General features: G+C 34.3%; 24 protein-coding genes. 6 read left to right on the forward strand and 18 right to left on the reverse strand.

Annotated elements, in window-relative coordinates; all coding sequences use genetic code 11:
- Positions 1-111: 111 nt before the first annotated feature.
- On the forward strand, positions 112-252 hold the full coding sequence (locus ACFVRR_RS11695; protein ID WP_216853880.1) for a lmo0937 family membrane protein: 141 nt from the start codon (positions 112-114) through the stop codon (positions 250-252).
- A gap of 153 nt (positions 253-405) precedes the next feature.
- Complete coding sequence (locus tag ACFVRR_RS11700; RefSeq protein ID WP_387328430.1) at positions 406-1,914, forward strand: flavin monoamine oxidase family protein; 1,509 nt, start codon at positions 406-408, stop codon at positions 1,912-1,914.
- 98 nt (positions 1,915-2,012) lie between these two features.
- Here ACFVRR_RS11700 and ACFVRR_RS11705 read toward each other — a convergent pair whose 3' ends face one another.
- The 7 genes from ACFVRR_RS11705 to ACFVRR_RS11735 all read right to left on the reverse strand — a co-directional run bounded on the left by ACFVRR_RS11705 (position 2,013) and on the right by ACFVRR_RS11735 (position 7,392).
- Complete coding sequence (locus tag ACFVRR_RS11705) at positions 2,013-2,426, reverse strand: hypothetical protein (RefSeq protein ID WP_335477964.1); 414 nt, start codon at positions 2,424-2,426, stop codon at positions 2,013-2,015.
- A gap of 306 nt (positions 2,427-2,732) precedes the next feature.
- Complete coding sequence (locus ACFVRR_RS11710; RefSeq protein ID WP_387328433.1) at positions 2,733-3,374, reverse strand: thermonuclease family protein; 642 nt, start codon at positions 3,372-3,374, stop codon at positions 2,733-2,735.
- A gap of 115 nt (positions 3,375-3,489) precedes the next feature.
- On the reverse strand, positions 3,490-4,431 hold the full coding sequence (locus ACFVRR_RS11715) for a DNA-3-methyladenine glycosylase family protein (protein WP_387328435.1): 942 nt from the start codon (positions 4,429-4,431) through the stop codon (positions 3,490-3,492).
- A gap of 12 nt (positions 4,432-4,443) precedes the next feature.
- Positions 4,444-5,418 (reverse strand): DMT family transporter, encoded by a 975-nt coding sequence (locus ACFVRR_RS11720; protein ID WP_387328437.1) that lies wholly within the window; start codon positions 5,416-5,418, stop codon positions 4,444-4,446.
- Positions 5,419-5,439: 21 nt separating this feature from the next.
- Positions 5,440-5,907, reverse strand: coding sequence for an NUDIX hydrolase (locus tag ACFVRR_RS11725; RefSeq protein ID WP_387328440.1), 468 nt, complete (start codon positions 5,905-5,907; stop codon positions 5,440-5,442).
- Between the two features lie 15 nt (positions 5,908-5,922).
- Positions 5,923-6,858: a DUF1835 domain-containing protein gene (locus tag ACFVRR_RS11730; protein WP_387328442.1), complete on the reverse strand. Its 936-nt coding sequence runs from the start codon at positions 6,856-6,858 to the stop codon at positions 5,923-5,925.
- Positions 6,859-7,257: 399 nt separating this feature from the next.
- Entirely contained in the window at positions 7,258-7,392 is a 135-nt protein-coding gene (locus ACFVRR_RS11735; protein WP_082459488.1) for a YuzL family protein, read from the reverse strand.
- Between the two features lie 103 nt (positions 7,393-7,495).
- Here ACFVRR_RS11735 and ACFVRR_RS11740 point away from each other — a divergent pair, with 103 nt between their 5' ends.
- Positions 7,496-7,738 carry a YkuS family protein gene (locus tag ACFVRR_RS11740; protein WP_056471845.1) on the forward strand — a complete coding sequence of 81 codons (243 nt, stop codon included), beginning with the start codon at positions 7,496-7,498 and terminating at the stop codon, positions 7,736-7,738.
- 210 nt (positions 7,739-7,948) lie between these two features.
- On the opposite strand, the gene ACFVRR_RS11745 is transcribed toward ACFVRR_RS11740, so the two are convergent.
- The 3 genes from ACFVRR_RS11745 to ACFVRR_RS11755 all read right to left on the reverse strand — a co-directional run bounded on the left by ACFVRR_RS11745 (position 7,949) and on the right by ACFVRR_RS11755 (position 9,650).
- A complete protein-coding gene (locus ACFVRR_RS11745; protein WP_387328446.1) occupies positions 7,949-8,473 on the reverse strand; it encodes a chromate transporter in 525 nt (174 codons plus the stop codon).
- Entirely contained in the window at positions 8,473-9,042 is a 570-nt protein-coding gene (locus tag ACFVRR_RS11750) for a chromate transporter (RefSeq protein WP_097973900.1), read from the reverse strand. The genes ACFVRR_RS11745 and ACFVRR_RS11750 overlap by 1 nt, the downstream gene beginning before the upstream one ends.
- A 263-nt stretch (positions 9,043-9,305) precedes the next feature.
- The gene (locus ACFVRR_RS11755) at positions 9,306-9,650 is read right to left on the reverse strand and encodes a 2Fe-2S iron-sulfur cluster-binding protein (protein WP_098232968.1); all 345 of its coding nucleotides are present in this window, start codon (positions 9,648-9,650) and stop codon (positions 9,306-9,308) included.
- 184 nt (positions 9,651-9,834) lie between these two features.
- Here ACFVRR_RS11755 and ACFVRR_RS11760 point away from each other — a divergent pair, with 184 nt between their 5' ends.
- Positions 9,835-10,641 carry an aspartate dehydrogenase gene (locus ACFVRR_RS11760; RefSeq protein WP_387328449.1) on the forward strand — a complete coding sequence of 269 codons (807 nt, stop codon included), beginning with the start codon at positions 9,835-9,837 and terminating at the stop codon, positions 10,639-10,641.
- Positions 10,642-10,795: 154 nt separating this feature from the next.
- Here the strand turns inward: ACFVRR_RS11760 and ACFVRR_RS11765 are convergent, their stop codons facing one another.
- The 7 genes from ACFVRR_RS11765 to ACFVRR_RS11795 form a co-directional block, all read right to left on the reverse strand.
- The gene (locus tag ACFVRR_RS11765) at positions 10,796-11,464 is read right to left on the reverse strand and encodes a GntR family transcriptional regulator (RefSeq protein ID WP_387328451.1); all 669 of its coding nucleotides are present in this window, start codon (positions 11,462-11,464) and stop codon (positions 10,796-10,798) included.
- Between the two features lie 262 nt (positions 11,465-11,726).
- Positions 11,727-12,206, reverse strand: coding sequence for a GlcG/HbpS family heme-binding protein (locus ACFVRR_RS11770; protein ID WP_088012216.1), 480 nt, complete (start codon positions 12,204-12,206; stop codon positions 11,727-11,729).
- 12 nt (positions 12,207-12,218) lie between these two features.
- Positions 12,219-13,691: an aldehyde dehydrogenase family protein gene (locus ACFVRR_RS11775; RefSeq protein WP_387328453.1), complete on the reverse strand. Its 1,473-nt coding sequence runs from the start codon at positions 13,689-13,691 to the stop codon at positions 12,219-12,221.
- 58 nt (positions 13,692-13,749) lie between these two features.
- Positions 13,750-14,478 (reverse strand): iron-containing redox enzyme family protein, encoded by a 729-nt coding sequence (locus ACFVRR_RS11780; protein WP_056471818.1) that lies wholly within the window; start codon positions 14,476-14,478, stop codon positions 13,750-13,752.
- Positions 14,479-14,698: 220 nt separating this feature from the next.
- The gene (locus tag ACFVRR_RS11785; protein ID WP_387328455.1) at positions 14,699-16,153 is read right to left on the reverse strand and encodes a hypothetical protein; all 1,455 of its coding nucleotides are present in this window, start codon (positions 16,151-16,153) and stop codon (positions 14,699-14,701) included.
- Positions 16,154-16,180: 27 nt separating this feature from the next.
- Positions 16,181-16,948 (reverse strand): creatininase family protein, encoded by a 768-nt coding sequence (locus ACFVRR_RS11790; RefSeq protein ID WP_387328457.1) that lies wholly within the window; start codon positions 16,946-16,948, stop codon positions 16,181-16,183.
- 111 nt (positions 16,949-17,059) lie between these two features.
- Positions 17,060-17,392, reverse strand: a complete 333-nt coding sequence (locus ACFVRR_RS11795; protein WP_097973915.1) for a 2Fe-2S iron-sulfur cluster-binding protein — start codon at positions 17,390-17,392, stop codon at positions 17,060-17,062.
- A 282-nt stretch (positions 17,393-17,674) separates the two neighbouring features.
- Between ACFVRR_RS11795 and ACFVRR_RS11800 the strand changes: the two genes are divergently transcribed.
- A complete protein-coding gene (locus tag ACFVRR_RS11800) occupies positions 17,675-18,010 on the forward strand; it encodes a hypothetical protein (protein WP_069033298.1) in 336 nt (111 codons plus the stop codon).
- Between the two features lie 89 nt (positions 18,011-18,099).
- Here ACFVRR_RS11800 and ACFVRR_RS11805 read toward each other — a convergent pair whose 3' ends face one another.
- Positions 18,100-19,281: a hypothetical protein gene (locus ACFVRR_RS11805; protein WP_387328460.1), complete on the reverse strand. Its 1,182-nt coding sequence runs from the start codon at positions 19,279-19,281 to the stop codon at positions 18,100-18,102.
- 638 nt (positions 19,282-19,919) lie between these two features.
- Between ACFVRR_RS11805 and ACFVRR_RS11810 the strand changes: the two genes are divergently transcribed.
- Positions 19,920-20,075: a DUF1540 domain-containing protein gene (locus tag ACFVRR_RS11810; RefSeq protein WP_069033300.1), complete on the forward strand. Its 156-nt coding sequence runs from the start codon at positions 19,920-19,922 to the stop codon at positions 20,073-20,075.
- Positions 20,076-20,174: the final 99 nt, after the last annotated feature.

The raw sequence follows: 20,174 nt of genomic DNA on the forward strand, positions 1-20,174 counted from the left end.
CTGAAAGCTACCTATTTTGGTGGCTTTTTCACTTATGTAATCAATAATGGATATGAAAGTTAAAATTGGACAAGGTAATAATACAGTCATTAAGAAAGGAATGTTCATATTATGTGGATTTTATTTTTTATTCTTTTAATCTTATGGGTATTAGGTTATTTTACTTTCCATATTGCAGGCGGACTCATTCATATTGTATTAATTATCGCAATTATTGTATTTATCGTTAACCTATTTAGACGTAAAAAGTAGCTAATTTATAGATACTTTTTCTTACAGAGAGCTTGATTTTTCAAGCTCTTTTTCTTATGCCATTACTATTTCTAATCCTGCTTTTAAACTCTTCTATATTCCTCTATTTTTGAATAAACTTCAATGAATGTCATAAAAAAGAGGAGCGAAATTATGCCAGTTAGTATGGAGCCTCCTATATCAATGGAACAAATGCTTCAAACAATTCGTACAGGACTACCAAAAACACTTGAACCTAAAAAGATAATCATAGTTGGTGCTGGGATATCAGGTTTAGTAGCTGCTTCACTTTTAAAAGGAGCAGGACATGAAGTAACAATTCTAGAAGGAAATAATCGAATTGGTGGTCGTATTTTTACTAATCGTAATTTTTATGCAGGACAGTATATGGAAAATGGTGCTATGAGAATACCATCTATTCACTTGCTTGTTTTAGAATATATTAAGAAATTTAACCTTCCTTTAGAAGAATTCATTAATAGCACCCCAAACGATATTATATTCGTAAACAATGTAAGAACCATTCAAAAGCTATATGAGGAAAATCCAGACATTCTTAACTTCCCTACTTCACCATCTGAAAAAGGCAAAACAGCTGATTATTTGGCGCAATATGCCATGCAACCTGTAACAGACTTCATTAAAAAGAATCCAAAAAAGAATTGGGAAATCGTTATTAAATTACTTGATCGTTATTCGATGGAATATTATTTGAAATATAATCCTTATGGCAGAACATTATCAGTTGGAGCCATTGATATGATTAAGGTTATGCTTGGAATGGAAGGCTTTCCTGAGCTTTCATTCACTGCCTTACTACGAGAAGTAATGATTCTATTTACTCCTGGACTAAAGTTTTATGAAATAAAAGGTGGAAACGATCACTTACCGTATTCATTCCTACCTGAATTACAAGAAAATATTATTTACCATCAAAAAATGAAAAAAATTGAACAATACGACTCTTCTGTAACGATTCATACTGAGGATACACAAACCTCACAGGCATATACGGTAACTGGAGACTTAGCCATTATTACCATACCTTTTTCTTTACTAAACTTCGTTGAAATCATTCCACGCGATTTATTATCTTATAACAAATATAAAGCAATTCGACAATTACATTATGTTGCTTCGACTAAAATTGGTTTACAATTTAAAACTAGATTTTGGGAGAAAGCGGGTTTTATTGGAGGAAAAATGACGTCTGACCTACCTGTTCGTTATTCCTATTTCCCAAGCCAATCCGTTGGTTCAGAAGGCCCAGGTGTCATATTAGCAAGCTATACATGGGAAGATAACGCATCAATTTGGGATAGCTTAACTGAAAAAGAACAAATAGAGAATGCGATAGAAGATTTATCGAAAATTTACGGAAAAGAAATATACAATGAGTTTATTACTGGTAATACATTTAGTTGGTCAAAAAATCCTTTTTCAGGTGGAGCTTTTGCTATTTTCAAACCGGACCAGCAAACAGAGATTGCCCCATATATATCAACTCCAGAAGGACTAATTCATTTTGCTGGTGATCACACCTCTACAGCCCCAGGTTGGATTCAAGGTGCAATCGAATCCGGAATAAGGGTGGCTTATGAGGTTAACGATTTACCTAAAACAACGGCAAATGAGAATTTTGAAACACAAGATCATGTTTAAACACTAGAGTTTTGGATTTCTAACCTTAGATAGTATACCCCGAAATTCAAGAAAAACATAAAACCCACAAGGAACAACTTGTGGGTTTCATCATGATATTATCCAATTTTTAAATAACCTACTGAAGGAACAAAAGAGTATCCTTGATTAATAACCATATCTGTTATTTCTGTCGTTTCAGTCTCTCTGACTTGATGAAACAATTTATATTTTATTGATTTTACTTTCTTTCCTCTTAATACATTATTTAAATAAATTAACTCAATGTCTAAAAAAGGTATTCTGTACTTTAAATTATTCGTGATTCTATTTGTGATTAGTTCATTAAACTCAATATCGGCATTATTAACTGAATTTTTTTTCATATCATCTACTAATTTATTCTGTTTATCAGTAAACTCACTAATAATATATTCGATTTCCACTTTTGAAAGGGAACGAGTTTCTTTTAATGGCAATGTAACTTGATTTGTTTTTTCTTTACTAAATAATCGTTTAAAAAATTTAATCATAGTCCCGTCCTCTTCAATTTTTCTTATTTATATTTTGTCATGTTTAAACAAGATTGTAAAAATAATTTTTTAGGCACTAATACTATTCTATTATTAAACCGAAATTCCTTTGTAGAATTACCTCTCTTTTAAAATTTTTAGAACAAAATTTAATAATTCCAAGAGTCAGGGATTGAATTCGAAAATAAAAGACTTAATCAGATAAAAAACACCTAATTTTAGGTGTTTTAGTGTGTAGACAAAGTACTAAAAAATTGATTTTCAGACTGATTGCAAGCGTTTATCAACAGTCTGAATAGGTGTTTTTTACTCCGTTTCACATGCATAATTATCATGATCACGATCCATTTGCGCTTGGTAGGCTTTATTCCCTTTTGGTACTCCATTTGGATAGACTTTTCTTAAGTCAACGCAGTTTTTAAAGTACTGTTTATTATTGTTAGACGAATTATTCGTTTTTGTTTGATTGGTTTTATTTTTGCTCCATAAACCAACCCTCTGCTGCTGGGCAGTTGCTTGTAAGCTTCTAAGCTCTGATTCATAGACATAATTTCCATAGTCATAAAATTTTTCTACATAGCCTTTTTTGATGATTTCTTTTTGGATTAGTCTGCCATCAATCCAAACCCATGCAAGCGTTCGACTATATTTATCTTTTTTTGGACCATCGTATTCAAGCTGAATTGTTTTTGCATTTTTTAATAGATTACATGTATATGCTGAAGCTTCTTTTCCATATGGCTCAATCGTTCTTGTACTTTCTGGCGTATCGATATATAAGAATCTTGTTGTACCAACTTCTGTAAATTTAGCAGTATCTCCATCAATACATTTTATAAGCTCAACTGTAAATTTTGAATTAGTTTTCGTATTAACTGATGCTGTTGACTGTGAACATCCATTAAGTCCAAGCATTGCCATTACAGTTAATATAATAAGTCTTTTCATGTTGTTCCCCCAGTTATTCTTGTTACTACACATTATTTTAACAATAAAAACCAATTATGTATTGAAATAGTGGGGGTTTTTTCAATTTTAAAGGACTTTGCTTTGTATTACTTATTTAGGAATATAATGATCTCCATAAATAAAACGTTACATAAGCTTCCCAGCCCTTCCATTTTTTAGCCATTTTTTTAATTTCTTCAATTGAAGGTTTTTTCTCTAATGATAGTTGATTTTTTAATGCATTATGTATTCCTACATCGGCAATTGGAAACGCCGATTTCTCTTGTAAACATTTCATCAAGACGTAATCAGCCGTCCAGTTCCCAACTCCTCGAATTTCCAATAGCTTATTTAACTTTTTCTCGTATGATTCTAAACGATTTAGAGATTCTTTTGAAATGAGTCCATCTGTCATTAATTTTGCAATCCCAATCACGTATTCTGCTTTTCGTGTAGTAAATTTCATACTAGTTAAATCGGAAACCTCAAGTTTGGATATTACATCTGGAGTTGGAAATAGCCAAAATATTTCATCCTTCCATCTAAAGCTTTCTCCATATTTTTCAACAAAGCTTTTTTTTAAAGAAAACGCAAATGTCAGATTGATTTGTTGACCCATAATTGCCCATGTAAATGCTTCAAATAAATCCGGCATTCCAATTACGCGAAGTCCAAAATGCTGATCAATTAGCAATTGTAGCATTTGATTATTTTTACCTAATTGATAGAACTCGGTTAGGTTTCTGCCTAAATCAAATAAATCCCATATAAATGCTGCTGCAGCTACTTTTATTTCTTCACTTGGATTTTGGTCTGGAAATTCAATTAATAATTCGTTATGATCACTACTTACTTTTAGTAAAATTAATCTATTTTCTATTTTAATAAGTTTTAAAAAATATTCCTCTTTAACTTGATGAAGTACCTCATTATTAGATCGTGCTAGAAATACTAAGCATTCATTAAAACTAAAATCTTTTGGTGTTAAGATGGATATCGAATTCTTATTTTTATCTAATACAAGTGATGCATTGAATTCTTTATACAGATTAATCACCTCTTTCCACATTCATAAATTAACAGTTTCCTTATCTTGCTGTACGGAATTTCCCTTCTGTGATAGATAGCTATGCAAGATCATGCCGATCATGATAATAATCATTCCAATCCAAGAAATAATTGATGGAGATGGCGTTGATAAGAAAATCATTTCACCAATTACTGTGAATAATACTTCCATGGATTGGGTTGCTTCTACTGCCCCTAATTTATGCATATTTCCCCTTACTAAATCAGTAGCTTGAAAAAATAATACAGTAGCAATTACACCTGATGAGATCGCTACAATTAATGATTGTGATACTTGATTTTGACTTGGTAGACCTTCAGTATATAAACCATAGATTGATAGAATGATCCAAAACGGTAAACTGGCTAAGGTCATTCCTAAAACGCGTTGATATACATCCAGCTTTCCATCACATAATTCCATCATTTTCCGATTGCCAAGTGGGTATGCAAAGGAGGCAATAATAACTGGTAAAATACCTGTTAAAACTGTTGAAATAGCTATTTTTGTAGCTAACTCAATCTGCATTAATAAAATACCAAAGATAATTAATAAAGACATGCTTAATCCTTTAAAAGGAATTTTTCCACGAACCTTTTGGATTCCATTTGATGTATGAATTGAAATGAAGAAAAATGGTGCTAAAAGTGACCCAGATAAAATTGTAATCTGCCATGAACTTGCTATTAGCCATCCTGGAGAAAAAACTGCTGCTAGGCAAATTGGTGCATAAAATAAACCGAATCCAATTGTTGACCATATAATCCAACTTTTTAATTTGCCTTTCATTTCTTTCAATAGATCATACAAATTTCTTCGAGAGATTACGATGATTAATAAAAAAGGTACCATAAAAAAGTATCTTAAGGATGCGCTCCAAATCCAACTTCCACCAGATAATTCCATCGAGCGGTTTAAAATAAATGTGATTGAAAAGAAAAATGCCGCTAATATTCCTAATAAAATCGGGCGCATATTACCACCTCTATAACAATTTCAATTATCTTTTACGATAAAATGATTTTCAGTTGAAACTTCCTTTAATTTCTTCCGTAAAAATTCAGGGTATAATTCGATTTCTTCTAGATTCTCTAAACTGACCCATTTAAAAATTAGTCGGTCCCCTTCAATACCGTAAAATGATTCATTCAATGAATTAGTAAGCTTGTTCTCTGAGTTTATTTTATAGTAAAGACCAACTTCGTGAATATCATTCCCTTTATAAGAAAAGAAATTTTCTACTGTCCACATCATCTGATCAATTTCAATTTCTATTCCTAGTTCTTCTTTGATCTCCCTTTTTAAGCTTAAACGTGGCTCTTCATTGAATTTTATTCTACCACCAGGTAAGGACCAAATTGTGTCACTTGCTAGTCTGTGTATTAAGACATGCCCATTTTCAATCCATATACCTGCTACCCTTAAATTAAATACTTTGTTCTCTGATTTAAATACAACATCCATTATTAAGACCTAACCTTACAAGTTATTATTAGAGGCTTTTTCAACTAAATGAACCCCCCCAACCCACCAGTCTATTCCAATTAAATTCATTCGATTTGCTTTTCCCGTTAGTACGTCTAATCCCCATTTAGTTAATTCAATTTTTGCTTTTGGGTTATGTTGTTTATAACTTGGTAATTCACTGTCACTACTTATTAAAGGGTGATCACCTTTCATTAATTCATTTAAAATTGCTGCGAAATATAAATCGCTTAATCCATCATTTGTTCTTTGTCTTACGAGTTTATTAAATAGTTCTGCAAAGGAGTTAATACCTTCATTGATCATTGATAATGCTAAAAATTCTACTTCATTTAATCCATTCTGTTTAGAAGGAAAATATGTCATATGACTTAATAAAGCTTGTTTTAGAAACGGAAGCGCATGACATTTTTGAATAAAATCATCAAGTTCATCTAAATTATTTGAACAATAAGCTTTCCATCCAGCACATGCTTCTTGTATTTGTTCGACTGAAACTTCTTGTTTAGTTGGGAGTAATCCAATTAATTGTTCTGAAGATAATTGACCTAATCCGTGAAATGGTTCAATTCCTTCATATTCATTTATACTAACCATCGAAATTTTATGAAATCCAAGTGTCGATAATTCCGATAATAAATAAAGTATTGTCACCTGATCGTATCGATCATGTTCGAACCATAGGACAACTTCCTCAGAACGAGATAGTTCATTTAATAATTGAAATTGGCTTCGGCAATTTTCAATAAAAAAACTCGAAGGAATTTGTAGCTTTTGTTCAAAAAATTCTGCTCTTCTTTTATATGTTTCTTCTAAAGTCCAATCTCGACTCAGTGGCCCAAAATCATACATTTCTCGCCATACAACAATATTATCATTTAAAGACTTTATTTTTCCTCCAACCACATCACCATTTACAATATGATTCATCTATTCATCTACTCTCTCTGGTTTATTAAAAAGAAAATACAGTTCTTAATTCTTCTTAACGATCGTAGATTCCTCTTACATATAATATTATTATTTTTTTTCAAAATAAAACCACCTATATAAATAAGTGGCCAGTGAGTAGACAAAGTACATAAAACTTGAGTTTCAGACTGATTGCAAGCGCTTGTCTTTCGAGGCGCGAAGCCTGGTGAGGAGCGGAGTTACCCTAGACGGTAATGAGCACCGCAGACAGGCGAAGCAACGAAGAAAGCGAGCGTTTGTCAACAGTCTGACCACCTATATAAATAGGTGGCGAGACATTTTCTTATAAAATAGGGTTCTTGTCAGATTAATTTGAATGTCACTGACTTATTCCCAACATTTGAATTCTAAAAGTCTTTATTTAATCTCTCTTTTTTGTTTTTTTCTACTAGAAGACATCTCAACACCAGTTTCAGATGTTGTAGTCCCTTGACCTTGTACATTTGGTGATCCTAAGCCAACTCTCGATGGATCTTTTTTAGTTTTTCCCATTTTAAACACCTCCATCTTTACTTTTTCTAAACTTAAACTTCTTTATTCAAAGAATATTTTTCCTGTAAATTGCAAATCTTATATATCTGAGGAGGTGTTTTTTATGGCTAGAATCGGAGTAGAACAATCTTTAACTAATGTCCAAGAAGCATTACGTTCAGCGGGACATGATGTTGTTGAATTAAAACAAGAATCAGATGCAAATGGTTGCGATTGCTGCGTAGTAACAGGACTTGATTCAAATGTAATGGGAATGCAAAATGTAGCTACACAAGGATCAGTAATCGAGGCAAGTGGCTTAACAGCTGATGAAGTTTGTCAACAAGTTGAAAGTAGATTACAATAACAAATTACAAACAAAAGTTATATCAAACATTCTAAAGCAGCCTCGCCGATTGGCGAACTTTAAAGCGAAGACAGAGACTAAAGTTGCACTTCTCCAATTCCTAAATATGCGACTACGTCAAATCCCCTTTGCCGCTAAAATATTTATACTTACTAATGTGCAAAAAAGGGTAAGCAAAATTCAATGAAATTTGCTTACCCTTTTTTCAAATTATAAATTTAATCCACCGTATAGCAAAGCTCCTATTACAATAAAAGCCGGATGTAGCTTTACTTTCTCCATTAATATGTAACTGATTACTCCTAAAAATAAAAACTGTCCAATACCAATTTGAGAATATGAATCATGAAATGAATTATAAGCCATAACGCCAAGTAAAACTGCGATTGTTGGCTTGACGTAAAGAGTCATTCGCTTAACTTGAATCGAATGACGATATTTATACAAAATTCCCATTAAGGTCAGCATGAGGATTAATGATGGTGCAACTGTAGCCAATACAGCCAAAAATGAACCTAGTATACCACCTTCATGGAATCCGATATACCCTGCCATTTTCGTAGCAATCGGTCCTGGTAGGGAGTTTCCCATAGCAAGAGCTTCATTAAATTCTTGATGTGTAAGCCAACCTCTTGTGACAACTTCTTTTTGAATAAGAGGAATGGTCGCAGGGCCTCCTCCATACCCTAAAATATTAGCAACAAAAAACGCCCAGAAAATGTTCCAATATACCATTATGCAGACAGTCCTTTTGATTTTTTACCTTCAACTGATTTGGTTGGCTTAACGACCGCAAATAACAGTAGCCCTCCAATAATAAATCCTGGATGTATATGAAAATATTGCATTAAAACAATCCCTACTATAATATGTCCGATTGTAAAGGGCCATTTTAACCCCTTAACGGAAGCTTCTACAAATTGCCAAGTTAGTACACCAAGCATGACTCCAACCACTGGTACAATTGCTTTAGTCATTCCTTGCACCCATTTTAGATCTTTAAATGTCACTAGAGTAGTCAATAAAACTACCATTAAAATAATCGTCGGCAGGATCGTTGCAACTATTGCATTAATCATCCCAATTTTACCACCTACTTTGAACCCAATGTATCCAGCCATTTTTGTATTAATCGGTCCTGGCAGTGTGTTTCCAATAGCGAGCACATCTCCAAATTCTTCATCATTCATCCATTTAAAGCGTTCAACCACTTCTTTATGTACTAAAGGAATGGTCGATGGTCCACCTCCGTATCCAAGCATACTGCTCCTAAAAAAGGCGATAAAGATGTTTAACTGTTTCATAAAATCCATCCCTTTAGTTTATCTTTCTTTTAATTTGCAATAAGACAAGAGCACTTCACACAATTACCGCATGGCTTTTTTATCACTGGAATAGGTTGATTGACCATATTCATTAAAAGCGAAGTCTCCACATTACATAACGAGCATGTCTCACCAGTTTGAGCTTTTTGAATTTGAGGCATTTCAACTAACCTTAAGGCTTCTTTCATATGTTTGTCGCATACTAACAACATATCATTCACTCCCGCTCTTAAAATTGGATTTTATGGTGTAGATGTCACTTTCTTTTTCGGATGATCTAACTTACGTTTTTTTACTTCATCTGTTACTTCTTCGTTCCATGAAATCGTTACATCATCGTCAGTGATGAAAGCTTGGCAACCTAAACGGAACCCTTTGCTTAACCATTCTTCACCAAGTTTTCGACGCTCCTGTACTTTTATATGATCAACAGTACCCTCTTCAATTTTACAAACGCAGGATCCACAAACGCCGCCACCACATCGATTTGGTAGTTCTCCATCAAATCGAAGAGACATACGTAAAATATTGGAATTTTCCGGTACTTCTAATACTTTTCCACTAGTAGCAAAATTCAGTTTCGGCATAATTCAAATCCTCCTCTCCACCTCTTTGGTATACAATATACCATAGTTATAATTTTCTGACAATATAAAAATTACATATATTAAGCTATTTTTCTTAATTTATATTACTCTATTTGTTTTTATATACCGGTCTGATATAATATTTTGTATACCAAATGCGTCTTAATATTCAAAAAATGAGGTGATGTATGTGCTTACTATTGGATTAATTGGATATGGAGCAATCGGACAAGATATCGTCAAATATATAAACGAAGGCAAGGCTGGTGATGTATCATTAAAGGCGGTTCTCGTACGGAGAAAGGATCAATACGAATCGCATATAAGCGATTTATTTTACGACAATGAAGAGACTTTTTTTGGATTGGGATTGAATCTCATAGTTGAAGCTGCGGGTCATGAAGCTGTCTATAAGTATGGAAAAAAGGCGCTGTCTACTAGTAGTGACTTTATCATCTCTTCTGTAGGTGCATTAGCAGATGACGCATTATTAGCAGAACTTGAAACTACTGCAAAGCTTACTAACAGCAAGATTATCATCCCTTCTGCTGCGATTGCTGGATTGGATCGTGTAGCTGCTTCTATGCTACAAGGGGTTGATGAAGTAAAACTTGTAACGAGAAAACCACCGAGTGCATGGAGAGGAACGATTGCAGAGGAAAAGGTAGATTTAGACACCGTTACGGAGCCAATTTGCATATATAATGGTGTTGCTAGAGAATCTTCTAAGCTTTTTCCGGAAAGCACAAATGTTTCAGCAACCTTGAGTCTTGCTGGAATCGGATTTGATAAAACAAAAGTACAAGTTTATGTAGATCCAAACATAACCAGTAATACACACCAAATTTTAGTAAAGGGATTTTTTGGTGAAATGGAAGTAAAGGTGCAAAATATTCCTTCTTCTACTAATCCAAAGACGGGATATATAGTTGCAATGAGTATTTGTAATACTTTAAAAAATAGAACGTCCTCGATCGTAGTTGGTATCTAGTTTTTTCTCTTTATTATTTGTGAAATACGAAACTAAAATAAAAAGCCCCCCTTAGTCTAGACGATCTAACAGTCTATCTAATAGGGGTTTTATTATTTATAGAAAATTGATTTTTCCATACAAGAAAAGAGACGCAAACATCCACAAACTATTTTTATGTCGTTTTTTCTTTTCTTTTTTCTATGTAGTTCATGTACGCACGTCTAGAATTTTCGATATGAATTTTCGTTAAATACTCCGACATTTCTATTTCTTTATTTCGTACTGCTTTCATAATTTCAATATGTTCCCTCAATGATTCCTTACGTCTTCCAGGCGTTACGTACCCCATATTAGCAGACATATGGATATAATCTGTTAAGCCGGATAAAATTTCAAAAAGCTTCGGACTTCTCGCTGCCTTATATAGTAGGAGATTCATTTCGATATGCTCATTCTCGAAGGTTTCGTCTGAGTGTTCCTCAATATAAAGAAGCTCCTCGATTTTCTGATCAAACTCTTTTTGAATTTCGTCCGTCATTTTTTTAGCAGCCAATTTTGCTGCTAACACTTCTAATGAAGATAAAATCGTAAACACTTCCATAATGTCTTCATCAGAAATATTCGAAACGATGACACCTTTACGCGGAACGGTTTTTACAAACCCTTGTGATTCTAAGCGGAATAAAGCTTCTCTAATAGGTGTACGACTAATATTTAGCTTAACAGCAAGCTCCCGTTCAATTAAGCGATCACCTGGCTTATAATGCCCCTCTAAAATCAATTCTTTTAAATATCTATACGCATGTTCCCGGATTGAAAGAAAATTAGTTTCCATTTCCATTCCATTCACCTGCCTCCCATTTCTTGCCTATTTTAAAATAGTGTATCATCATTTTGTTAAAAGTAAATCGATATTTCTATTATAGTATCTTTTAAATGAGTAATCGAGCACATAGATGGAAATCCATTCCAATCAAGTTCTACTGTTAGTTAACTACTTTTATAGCCTATAAATACAAACTTTAATCCCAACTATTTTCTATAAGAATGTTAGTACACCAAAAAAGGCGATGTAGGAACAACACCTAACCGCCTCCAAAGTATTATTTTTTAATGTCTGCATCAGTAACAACTTCATAACCGTCATTTGAAAGGAACTCTTGCAATGCTTGTAGAGCAGCTGTTCCTACCGCTGTATCCTGCTCTCCATTTCCACCGCTAATCCCCACGCCACCAATGACTTCTCCATTTACTACAATTGGAAATCCGCCTACAAAAATTGCAAATTTTCCATTTAGCATATGTTGTATTCCAAATGCTTCATTTCCCGGAAGGGCTGGTCCGTTTGGTTCTGTATTAAATAAATGAGTCGAGCGTTTATGTCCCGCTGCCGTATATGCTTTAGCAATAGCAATTTCAGGACCAGTAATACGAGCACCATTCATTCGTTCAAGTGCAATGACATATCCTCCGTCATCTACAATTGCAATCGTCTCTGGAACGTTAATATCCTCTGATTTTTTCTTAGCAGCTTCAATCATTACTTTTGCTTCATCTAGTTCTAATTTTAATATTTTTTTCATTTTATATCCTCCTCAGTAACCGATATAGACTGTTTTTATTTGTGTAAAGAATTCAAGTCCAACTCTACCTGACTCACGGAATGTAGAAGTACTAGAACGTTTTACTCCACCAAATGGTGCATTCATCAAATTACCTGTCGTTGTACGATTTACTTTAACTGTCCCTGCTTGAACATCTTTAGTAAATTGATGAGCGAGTTTCAAATTATTCGTAACAATCGATGCAGATAATCCATATTCAACATCGTTAGCAATTAAAACGGCTTCTTCATAGCTTTCTACTTCAATTACAGCAACAACCGGGCCGAAAATCTCTTCTTTAGCAATGCGCATATCAGGCTTCACATTCGTAAAGATCGCCGGTTCAATATAGTAGCCATTTTCGTATTTTCCATATGCAAGCTGTTGTCCTCCATATTCAAGTGTAGCCCCTTCTTCTTTACCAATTCCTATATACTTCAGCACGTTTTTTAACTGCTTTTCATTTGCTAGAGGTCCAATAATGACACGATCGTCAAAGCCGTCGCCAATTTTTAAAGCACTTGTTTTTTCTACTAATTTCTGCACAAATTGTTCCTTTACTTCCTTCATAACAATTACACGGCTAGTGCCTGTACATGCTTGACCAGTAAGGTGAAAGCCTCCATTCACGGTTAGGTTAACTGCTAAGTCTACATCTGCGTCATCCATTACAATAAGAGGATTTTTTCCACCAAGCTCCATTTGTGTTCTTGTAGTAAAGGATGTGTTTTTATGAATATGTTCCCCAGCACTAGTAGACCCAGTGAAAGTAACTCCTCGTATAGCAGGATGTTTAATTAAAATATCCCCGATATCGGATGAACTTCCAGTTACAAAATTGATGACTCCTTTTGGTATACCAGCTTCATGAAGCGCCTCAACGAGTCGGTATGCAATTAAAGGTGTATCAGATGAAGGCTTGAAAACAACTGTATTTCCAGTAATTAATGCCGGAGCAATCTTTCTTGATGGTATGGAGATTGGGAAATTCCATGGGGTAATGACAGAAATAACACCAAGAGGCTCCCTTTCTGTTGTAACTCTCATATTTGGATCATCATTTGGGAACGTTTCCCCTGTAAAGCTTTGTCCTTCAATGGCATAATAACGAAGAGTTTCCGCTGAGCGAAGCACCTCCTGTTTGGCCGCGCTTATTACTTTTCCTTCTTCTCGTGTTAATTCTTCTGCTAGTTGTTCCACTCTTTGTTCTAGTATTGATGCCGCCTTATTTAAAATAGCAGCACGTTTAGAAGGTGGAGTTTGTGCCCACGCAGGAAAAGCCTGGCTTGCTGCATCAATTGCTTGAATCACGTCTTGTTCTGTCGAAGCTTGAAATGTGCCGACAATATCTTCCTTATTAGAAGGGTTTACGCTTTTGAACGTTTTATTATTTACTGACTCGACCCAACTTCCAGATATGTAATTTTTATAAGTTTCTAGTTTAGTAGTTAGCAAATTTATCATCCTTTCTGAACAAGATGGCAGTTCCCTAGACGGAAACTGCCATTTTATTTTCTAATTATTATGCTTGTACTAGAGCACCTAAATCTTTTTCAAGATATTCTCTCCATAAGCCATCCATATACATGCGACGCATTTTTGCACCAGTACGAACTACTTCTAAGCAACGTTGTTGTAACTCAGGAGTATCAGCATGATCAAGTACAATTTTGTATCCACGCTCTCCGTGAATTTCATCTGATACGATGTGTAAGTCGAAGAATTCAATCTCTTCATCTGTAAAGTTGTACTTCTCACGTAATGCTGGAGTTTGCTTACGATAAATGTCTGGAACTTGAGATTCCAGTCCTACAACTAATGCTGCAGTTGCTACTACGAAGTTTTCACGTGCTGCTACTGCAAAACACCAGCTTTGTAGACCTAGCGTTGTAGGAGCCATGTTGTTAGGATCCAATACACGCTCACGAGTTGTTCCGCAAGCTTCAGCAAATCGAATTAATAAGTCTGTATGACGATCGCCAGCGATTTCTTCTTCGTACATGTTTTGTAATGTGAAATCTTTTGCATCTTCATATTTTGGTAAGTTAGGAGTGTTATGGTAGATATAAGCTAAGTAATCTGCAAAAGGTCCAACATAATGGTAATGATTTTCAGCCCAGCGAGCGAAGTGGCTACGCTCTAATTTTCCTTCAGCCCATGCTACAGTAAAAGGTGCTTTTTGGCTGTGGTTCCCTTTAATCGCTTCTTCTAATTCCTTACGAAACTCATCTTTAGATAATAATCTAGTCATCCAAACTCCTCCTCCAATATGTTTATGTAGTTTAATAGTTTAGTTAAACAATCGAAGTATACCAAATCACTTAAAATACTTATAAAAACTACTAAATACGAGGTATTTATTTGTATTTTGTATTTGGTATACCAACTAATCTTATAGTAACCCATTGTTTTTTATTTGTAAATACATTTCCACTAAATTTTCTAATTTTTCTAAATTTTAAAGAGATGCTCTACCATATAATGAGAGCGACAATGGTAGAGACTATTAAGCCTGTAGCAACAGGAAGTAAGTTTTTCCTAGCTAATTCTAAAACATTCACTCCACAAAAACTAGCAACCGCTACTAATGATGACCACGCAATTAACGTTCCACCACCTGTCCACACAGATCCCATTTGACCGATTGCTCCTAGCGTTCCAGGCTCCATACCAACTCCAGGTGCCAACGCTCCTGATAAAGCTCCCACTAGCGGTAATCCAGAAAACCCTGAACCCTCTAACCCAGTAATCGCTCCAGTAATTAATAGACCAAAAGATGTTAAAACCGAATTATGTGGAATGATTGATTGACCAGCCTGAACTAAATCAACTAAAAACGCTGGCTTTGCTACATTTTCTCCTAAGGAAAAAATGGTACCGCTAAAGTCCGAGCTACCTAAGAAAAAGAATGCTGCAATCGGAATAACTGGTCCCATTGCACGAAATGCAAATACGAATCCTTCTGTAATATGCTCACTAATTTTATCAAGAGCTTGTAAACGACGGAACGCTACACATGTTACTACTAACAACATAGTGGCAACACCACCGATAAATGCTGCACCGTCCCCTCCCTCAAAACCACTCATTTTACCATTACCGATTTTCGTTGAAAACATAAATATGATAACTGCTAGTAGTGATAGTGGGACTAATACAGCAAAGATTTTGCCCCATTTTTCACGCTCTCTATCATCGATAGTTGCTTCTGTTGCTGCAGCTATTTCGTTTGCAGAAGAGTTTTTGTTTACAAGTGACTGTAAATGTTGCAATGAAGCTTCACTTTCTGATTTACCGATTGATTTGCGTTCAGTAAAGTAAGTAATCGCGATTGCAACTCCCCCTGTAATTAAAGAGAGAATCATGACCTTACCTGACACAGCTGATGTTTGAATACCTGCTGATTTTGCAGTAAGCATTGGAGCGATCTGCATAATATAGTCTGAAGATAATGCCATACCTTGTCCTGCAATAGAAACAACCATGGCACAAGCAATTGGCGATAAACCAGCACGAATAGCCGCAGGTACTAATAGAGTACAAATAAGCGGAACGGCAGGAGTAGGCCAGAAGAATAAAGAAATGACGTATGTGACAACTAATAGAACAGCAAAAGCAATATGTCCGTTTTTCATTACCTTTTGCATCGGAGCAATCATTCTTTCATCTGCACCAGTATCTTTTAAGGAATGTAATAATGCCACCATAAAAGTGATGATTAAAAAGATGGTAAATAGCTCCTTTGCTGCTACAAGATTTGCATTGAATAACGCTTGAAATCCACCAACAACTGATCCTTTATAAGCAACAGAAACAAGAAAGGTTCCAATGATGGTAGGCAATACAACCCCTTTTCGAAACAGCATAGTCACAATTACAACAAGTGTCATGATACCATAAAGCCAGTGAGCAACAGTTAAATCCATAAACCCCACCCTCTCATTTATAGGTACTTACAACTTACATTCTTCTAGATTTAAAAGCTTTTGGAGTTCGTTTGAAAGGTTTTCGAGTGCTTCACCTACAATCTTTTCCCCAATTTCGAAACTTGCTTTCGTTGCATCCCCAATGCAACCATTAGTCGTCATCTCTTCATATCGATAAAACCCTTGAATAGCTTTACCAGGTCGTAGTTGCTTCCATCTACCTTCGTTTTGGATGCTTCCTTTAGTAATTTTATTTGGTCTAATTAAGTGAGGAGCCAAGTAAAGTGCTTCTGACACTTCTCGTTCACAGCTGTGACCGAACAATGGCGAGTGAATAGATTCTGAGATTGAAAGTTTGGCAGATGCCGTCGTTTTAGCATAATAGATTTCTGTACCTAGCTCTTCTGACAACATGGTGCAAGCAACATTTAAAGTTGACTGATTGCCACCGTGAGAGTTTAATAATAAAAATTTTTGAATACCATGGTGTTTAAGAGATATAATCATATCTTTTAAAATTGCTATAAGCGTAGTCGGTTGCAATGAAATGGTTCCTGGAAAGTTTAAATGATGGTGCGAGACTCCCATATTGACAGTAGGTGTCACAATTACATGAGGATACATTTTTTCAGCTAATTTCTCAGCCATTTTCTCTGCTAGTACAGCATCACAGCTTTCAACCATGTGAGGGCCATGCTGTTCGTGTGCACCAATTGGAATTATTGCTAGTTTTACAGTATGTAGTGCATCCTTTACTTCTTCCCAAGTCATCTCAGTTAACAAATAGGCTTTCATATTTTCACCCCCTTTCATAGTTGTATCCGCTTTCAAAACCTTCTACTTTCGTCCTATGAATTCAACATTTAAATTAAAGAGGTATTTTGTATACCTAGATGATGAAAAAAATTACTGTGCATTTACTGTCTTTGCAATTTTCGGTATTGGGGCGTTTATATTTTCTTGTGAAATGACAATATCATCTTTGATCGTTAACTGACAGCATAATCGAATGCCTTCTTCAACCTTTTCACCTAGCATTTTTTGCTCTTTCCAGTTTGGCGGATCAAGCTTTTCTGCTCCTTCTAGCACTCTACATGCACATTTTGTACATTTACCCATCCCGCACCCGTATTTCAGTTTTGGGAATTGACGGATGCCTGCCAACACTACTAAATTCGCGTGATCACGCACTTCTTGCTCAATAATTTCTCCTTCTACATGCAAGCGTACTTTTGGCATATGTATCCCTCCAATGTAATTTTCTTAAAATTTAAAAAATTTAATCTGATTATAATTCGAATTTTTTAGAAAGTAAATACTATTATTTATTTGGAAATCTTTAACATTGATTCTTTTTACTATTCATTAAAAACTATATATTATAACCATTCATTGTTTTTATTAAAAATTCAGAAAATTATATTGATTAATATTTTTTTCTGTATTACACTATGAATAGAAATTTGGTATACAAAATACCTTATGCTCAGTACTACATAATTAGATGAGGAGTGTGCAAAGATGGGTAAGTATATTGTTTTGACGAATAAAGACACGTTTCAAACTATTGTAGATAACGAAGGATTAAAGGCAATCGAAACATATCACTTCTATTTTTTTAACGAGCTAAAAGCTAAATATACAATTGCCGAAGTGTTGGACGACAATATTAAAATTAAACTTTACGAAAAGTATGAAGGAAAAGAATACGTGAATGATATTCGCGTAAAGTTCTTTGAGACATTTGAAACGATTGAAGCAGCACTAGAAGAGTTATACGAAATAGTAAAAGCTCAAGGAAACAGCGAGGACTCACAGCATTCCAAATTAGTGAAGTCAGACGTACTAACTGTATAGATTACATAGAAATAGCACTGATCCAGTGCTATTTCTTAATTTTACATATAAAAAAAGACAACTATCATAATGTTGTCCATAAAATCCCACTAAATAAGCCACTCTAAACCAAACAAATAAAACATTACAATGAGTAAATAACTAATTGTATAAGGAATATTCCAATTCGATACTTTAAAGGAGCTTTCTTTAACGATGCTCGACATTAATCCAATCGTTGCATTATATGGCCCTACTAAAAACGCAGAAATCGCTCCGGCTAGTAAAGACACCGTTAAAATATAAGGCGAAATACCTAAGCTTTGTGGATCAAGCGCTTCAGCCATTAACGTCAAGGTTACTGCAGGATGTAGCCCTGTAAACGCAAATGCTAACGGAATTAATGGTAATAGAATTAAAAATACCTCTGGACCTACAATATCTTTAAAATGAGTGACTGCTATATTGACCGTTTCATTTATATTTGTACCTTTTACAACGGAAATAAAAAAACCAGCTGACAAAAAGATAAAAAATTGATCTTTCATTTTAAAGGAATAGGAATGAAAATATTCCTTTAAATTATGTAAAAATGCTTTTTGTTGCTTAATGAGAACAGACCACCCAAGAGCAAACGGAATTACTAGAATCGATACGATAATCACAAAAGAATACGAAAAAAGATGTTCTGCAAATGAAATGATGAGATTGAATAGAATAATAGCTATGAAAATATGAAAAACTTTTCTTTGAGGAGCTACCCCTTCTAGTGAAGCAGCAGTTTCATCTTTTGCTAAATCATTTCTATGTCCTTTCGTAAAACTTTTCCGTGAATTCCTTGACGCCAATACCCAATCTAACACAATCCCCAATATACTTAATGGTAATACATATGGCAAAATAGATATCCATCTTACCCCAGTTACGCCAATCACAATTCCTACGATTGGTGTAATTGGAGCCCATAGTAGAGGCATCGCAAATCCATGTGTAATAGCTCGGCTCATAAAACGCTCTTCTTTTTTTATAGAAAAAAGACTTAAGGATGGTTGAATAGAATAGTAAGTCATTGGTAGAGTTGCCAAGTTCATAAACATACTTAAAAAGTAGGATATTCCTGATGTCATTATGTACAACTGGCCAGATGTGTTTACTTTCTTCTGGATGATCGTTTGAATGCCTTTTGCATATCCTCCCAGTTTAACCGGAAAACCTAATATTGGAATGACTGCAAACATAGTAAGTAAATCAAGCATTGGACCGAATGAAAGGATATATTCTTTTATACTCATATTGCTTCTCCAAAGAAGAATACATCCTATAAGTAAAAAAATACTCCCTATTGTTCTAACGAGCGATTTAACTGTAAACATCGTATAAAGAACAATAAAGGCACATAAAGAAGAAATAATAAATTGTAAATCCCAATGAAACAAGGAAGAAGATAAATATAAAATAATTACTAATCCAAACACATACTTCAACATTGTATCACCTTCCTCTCTTCAACCTTGGTATACCAAAAGATATTAATTAGTCTATTTTACAAGAAATTATACCATAAATATCTTGTTTTGGTATACAATTTTATCTTTTCCGTTTTTCACTGAAAAGATCGGTATAAGTTATAGGTGAATACATGTTGAGCTTTGACTTTAATAAGTTATTTCTTTTTAAGTTCCTTTAAACTTTATAAAATTAAATAAGCACAATCTTTATCTAGTTTTAACTGTTATTATATTCAATTTCCATTATGTTTAACCAAGTTAAAGGAGTGCACAATTTTAAAAACCTTACCGCATTTTCGTAAGGTTTTTAAATTGCCTTTTAAGAACTTCTTACTTGAATGAATTTACATTTAAAAAAAAGATAATGGATGTATTAATCCCCTTATTAAGGTAAATGATAAAATTAAGGGAGGTGTCTTATAATGGCAAAAGATGTACTTTGCGAAGTTGATAACTGTAAATTTTGGGCTTCTGGAAACAAATGTAGTGCTGATTCCATTTATGTTGTGAGCCATAAAGGGAAACAAGCTAAAAACAATGCTGAAACAGATTGTAAAACATTTGAAGCTGGAATGTAATGTCTCAAAGGGTAACCTACTTAGAAGGTTGCCCTTTCTTATTTATAGTATTGATAATAACTATCATTTTCATTCAAATTTATTCCAATTATTTTATAT

This window comes from Gottfriedia sp. NPDC057948 (genome assembly GCF_042887255.1).
GTDB lineage: Bacteria > Bacillota > Bacilli > Bacillales > Bacillaceae_G > Gottfriedia.

Excerpts from the sequence above, each read along its gene's own strand:
- ACFVRR_RS11695 (WP_216853880.1), top strand. The coding sequence starts at position 112 with ATGTGGATTTTATTTTTTATTCTTTTAATCTTATGGGTATTAGGTTAT.
- ACFVRR_RS11700 (WP_387328430.1), top strand. The coding sequence starts at position 406 with ATGCCAGTTAGTATGGAGCCTCCTATATCAATGGAACAAATGCTTCAA.
- ACFVRR_RS11705 (WP_335477964.1), bottom strand. The coding sequence starts at position 2,426 with ATGATTAAATTTTTTAAACGATTATTTAGTAAAGAAAAAACAAATCAA.
- ACFVRR_RS11710 (WP_387328433.1), bottom strand. The coding sequence starts at position 3,374 with ATGAAAAGACTTATTATATTAACTGTAATGGCAATGCTTGGACTTAAT.
- ACFVRR_RS11720 (WP_387328437.1), bottom strand. The coding sequence starts at position 5,418 with ATGCGCCCGATTTTATTAGGAATATTAGCGGCATTTTTCTTTTCAATC.
- ACFVRR_RS11725 (WP_387328440.1), bottom strand. The coding sequence starts at position 5,907 with ATGGATGTTGTATTTAAATCAGAGAACAAAGTATTTAATTTAAGGGTA.
- ACFVRR_RS11730 (WP_387328442.1), bottom strand. The coding sequence starts at position 6,858 with ATGAATCATATTGTAAATGGTGATGTGGTTGGAGGAAAAATAAAGTCT.
- ACFVRR_RS11735 (WP_082459488.1), bottom strand. The coding sequence starts at position 7,392 with ATGGGAAAAACTAAAAAAGATCCATCGAGAGTTGGCTTAGGATCACCA.
- ACFVRR_RS11740 (WP_056471845.1), top strand. The coding sequence starts at position 7,496 with ATGGCTAGAATCGGAGTAGAACAATCTTTAACTAATGTCCAAGAAGCA.
- ACFVRR_RS11745 (WP_387328446.1), bottom strand. The coding sequence starts at position 8,473 with ATGGTATATTGGAACATTTTCTGGGCGTTTTTTGTTGCTAATATTTTA.
- ACFVRR_RS11750 (WP_097973900.1), bottom strand. The coding sequence starts at position 9,042 with ATGAAACAGTTAAACATCTTTATCGCCTTTTTTAGGAGCAGTATGCTT.
- ACFVRR_RS11755 (WP_098232968.1), bottom strand. The coding sequence starts at position 9,650 with ATGCCGAAACTGAATTTTGCTACTAGTGGAAAAGTATTAGAAGTACCG.
- ACFVRR_RS11760 (WP_387328449.1), top strand. The coding sequence starts at position 9,835 with ATGTATGTGCTTACTATTGGATTAATTGGATATGGAGCAATCGGACAA.
- ACFVRR_RS11765 (WP_387328451.1), bottom strand. The coding sequence starts at position 11,464 with ATGGAAATGGAAACTAATTTTCTTTCAATCCGGGAACATGCGTATAGA.
- ACFVRR_RS11770 (WP_088012216.1), bottom strand. The coding sequence starts at position 12,206 with ATGAAAAAAATATTAAAATTAGAACTAGATGAAGCAAAAGTAATGATT.
- ACFVRR_RS11775 (WP_387328453.1), bottom strand. The coding sequence starts at position 13,691 with ATGATAAATTTGCTAACTACTAAACTAGAAACTTATAAAAATTACATA.
- ACFVRR_RS11780 (WP_056471818.1), bottom strand. The coding sequence starts at position 14,478 with ATGACTAGATTATTATCTAAAGATGAGTTTCGTAAGGAATTAGAAGAA.
- ACFVRR_RS11785 (WP_387328455.1), bottom strand. The coding sequence starts at position 16,153 with ATGGATTTAACTGTTGCTCACTGGCTTTATGGTATCATGACACTTGTT.
- ACFVRR_RS11790 (WP_387328457.1), bottom strand. The coding sequence starts at position 16,948 with ATGAAAGCCTATTTGTTAACTGAGATGACTTGGGAAGAAGTAAAGGAT.
- ACFVRR_RS11795 (WP_097973915.1), bottom strand. The coding sequence starts at position 17,392 with ATGCCAAAAGTACGCTTGCATGTAGAAGGAGAAATTATTGAGCAAGAA.
- ACFVRR_RS11800 (WP_069033298.1), top strand. The coding sequence starts at position 17,675 with ATGGGTAAGTATATTGTTTTGACGAATAAAGACACGTTTCAAACTATT.
- ACFVRR_RS11805 (WP_387328460.1), bottom strand. The coding sequence starts at position 19,281 with ATGAGTATAAAAGAATATATCCTTTCATTCGGTCCAATGCTTGATTTA.
- ACFVRR_RS11810 (WP_069033300.1), top strand. The coding sequence starts at position 19,920 with ATGGCAAAAGATGTACTTTGCGAAGTTGATAACTGTAAATTTTGGGCT.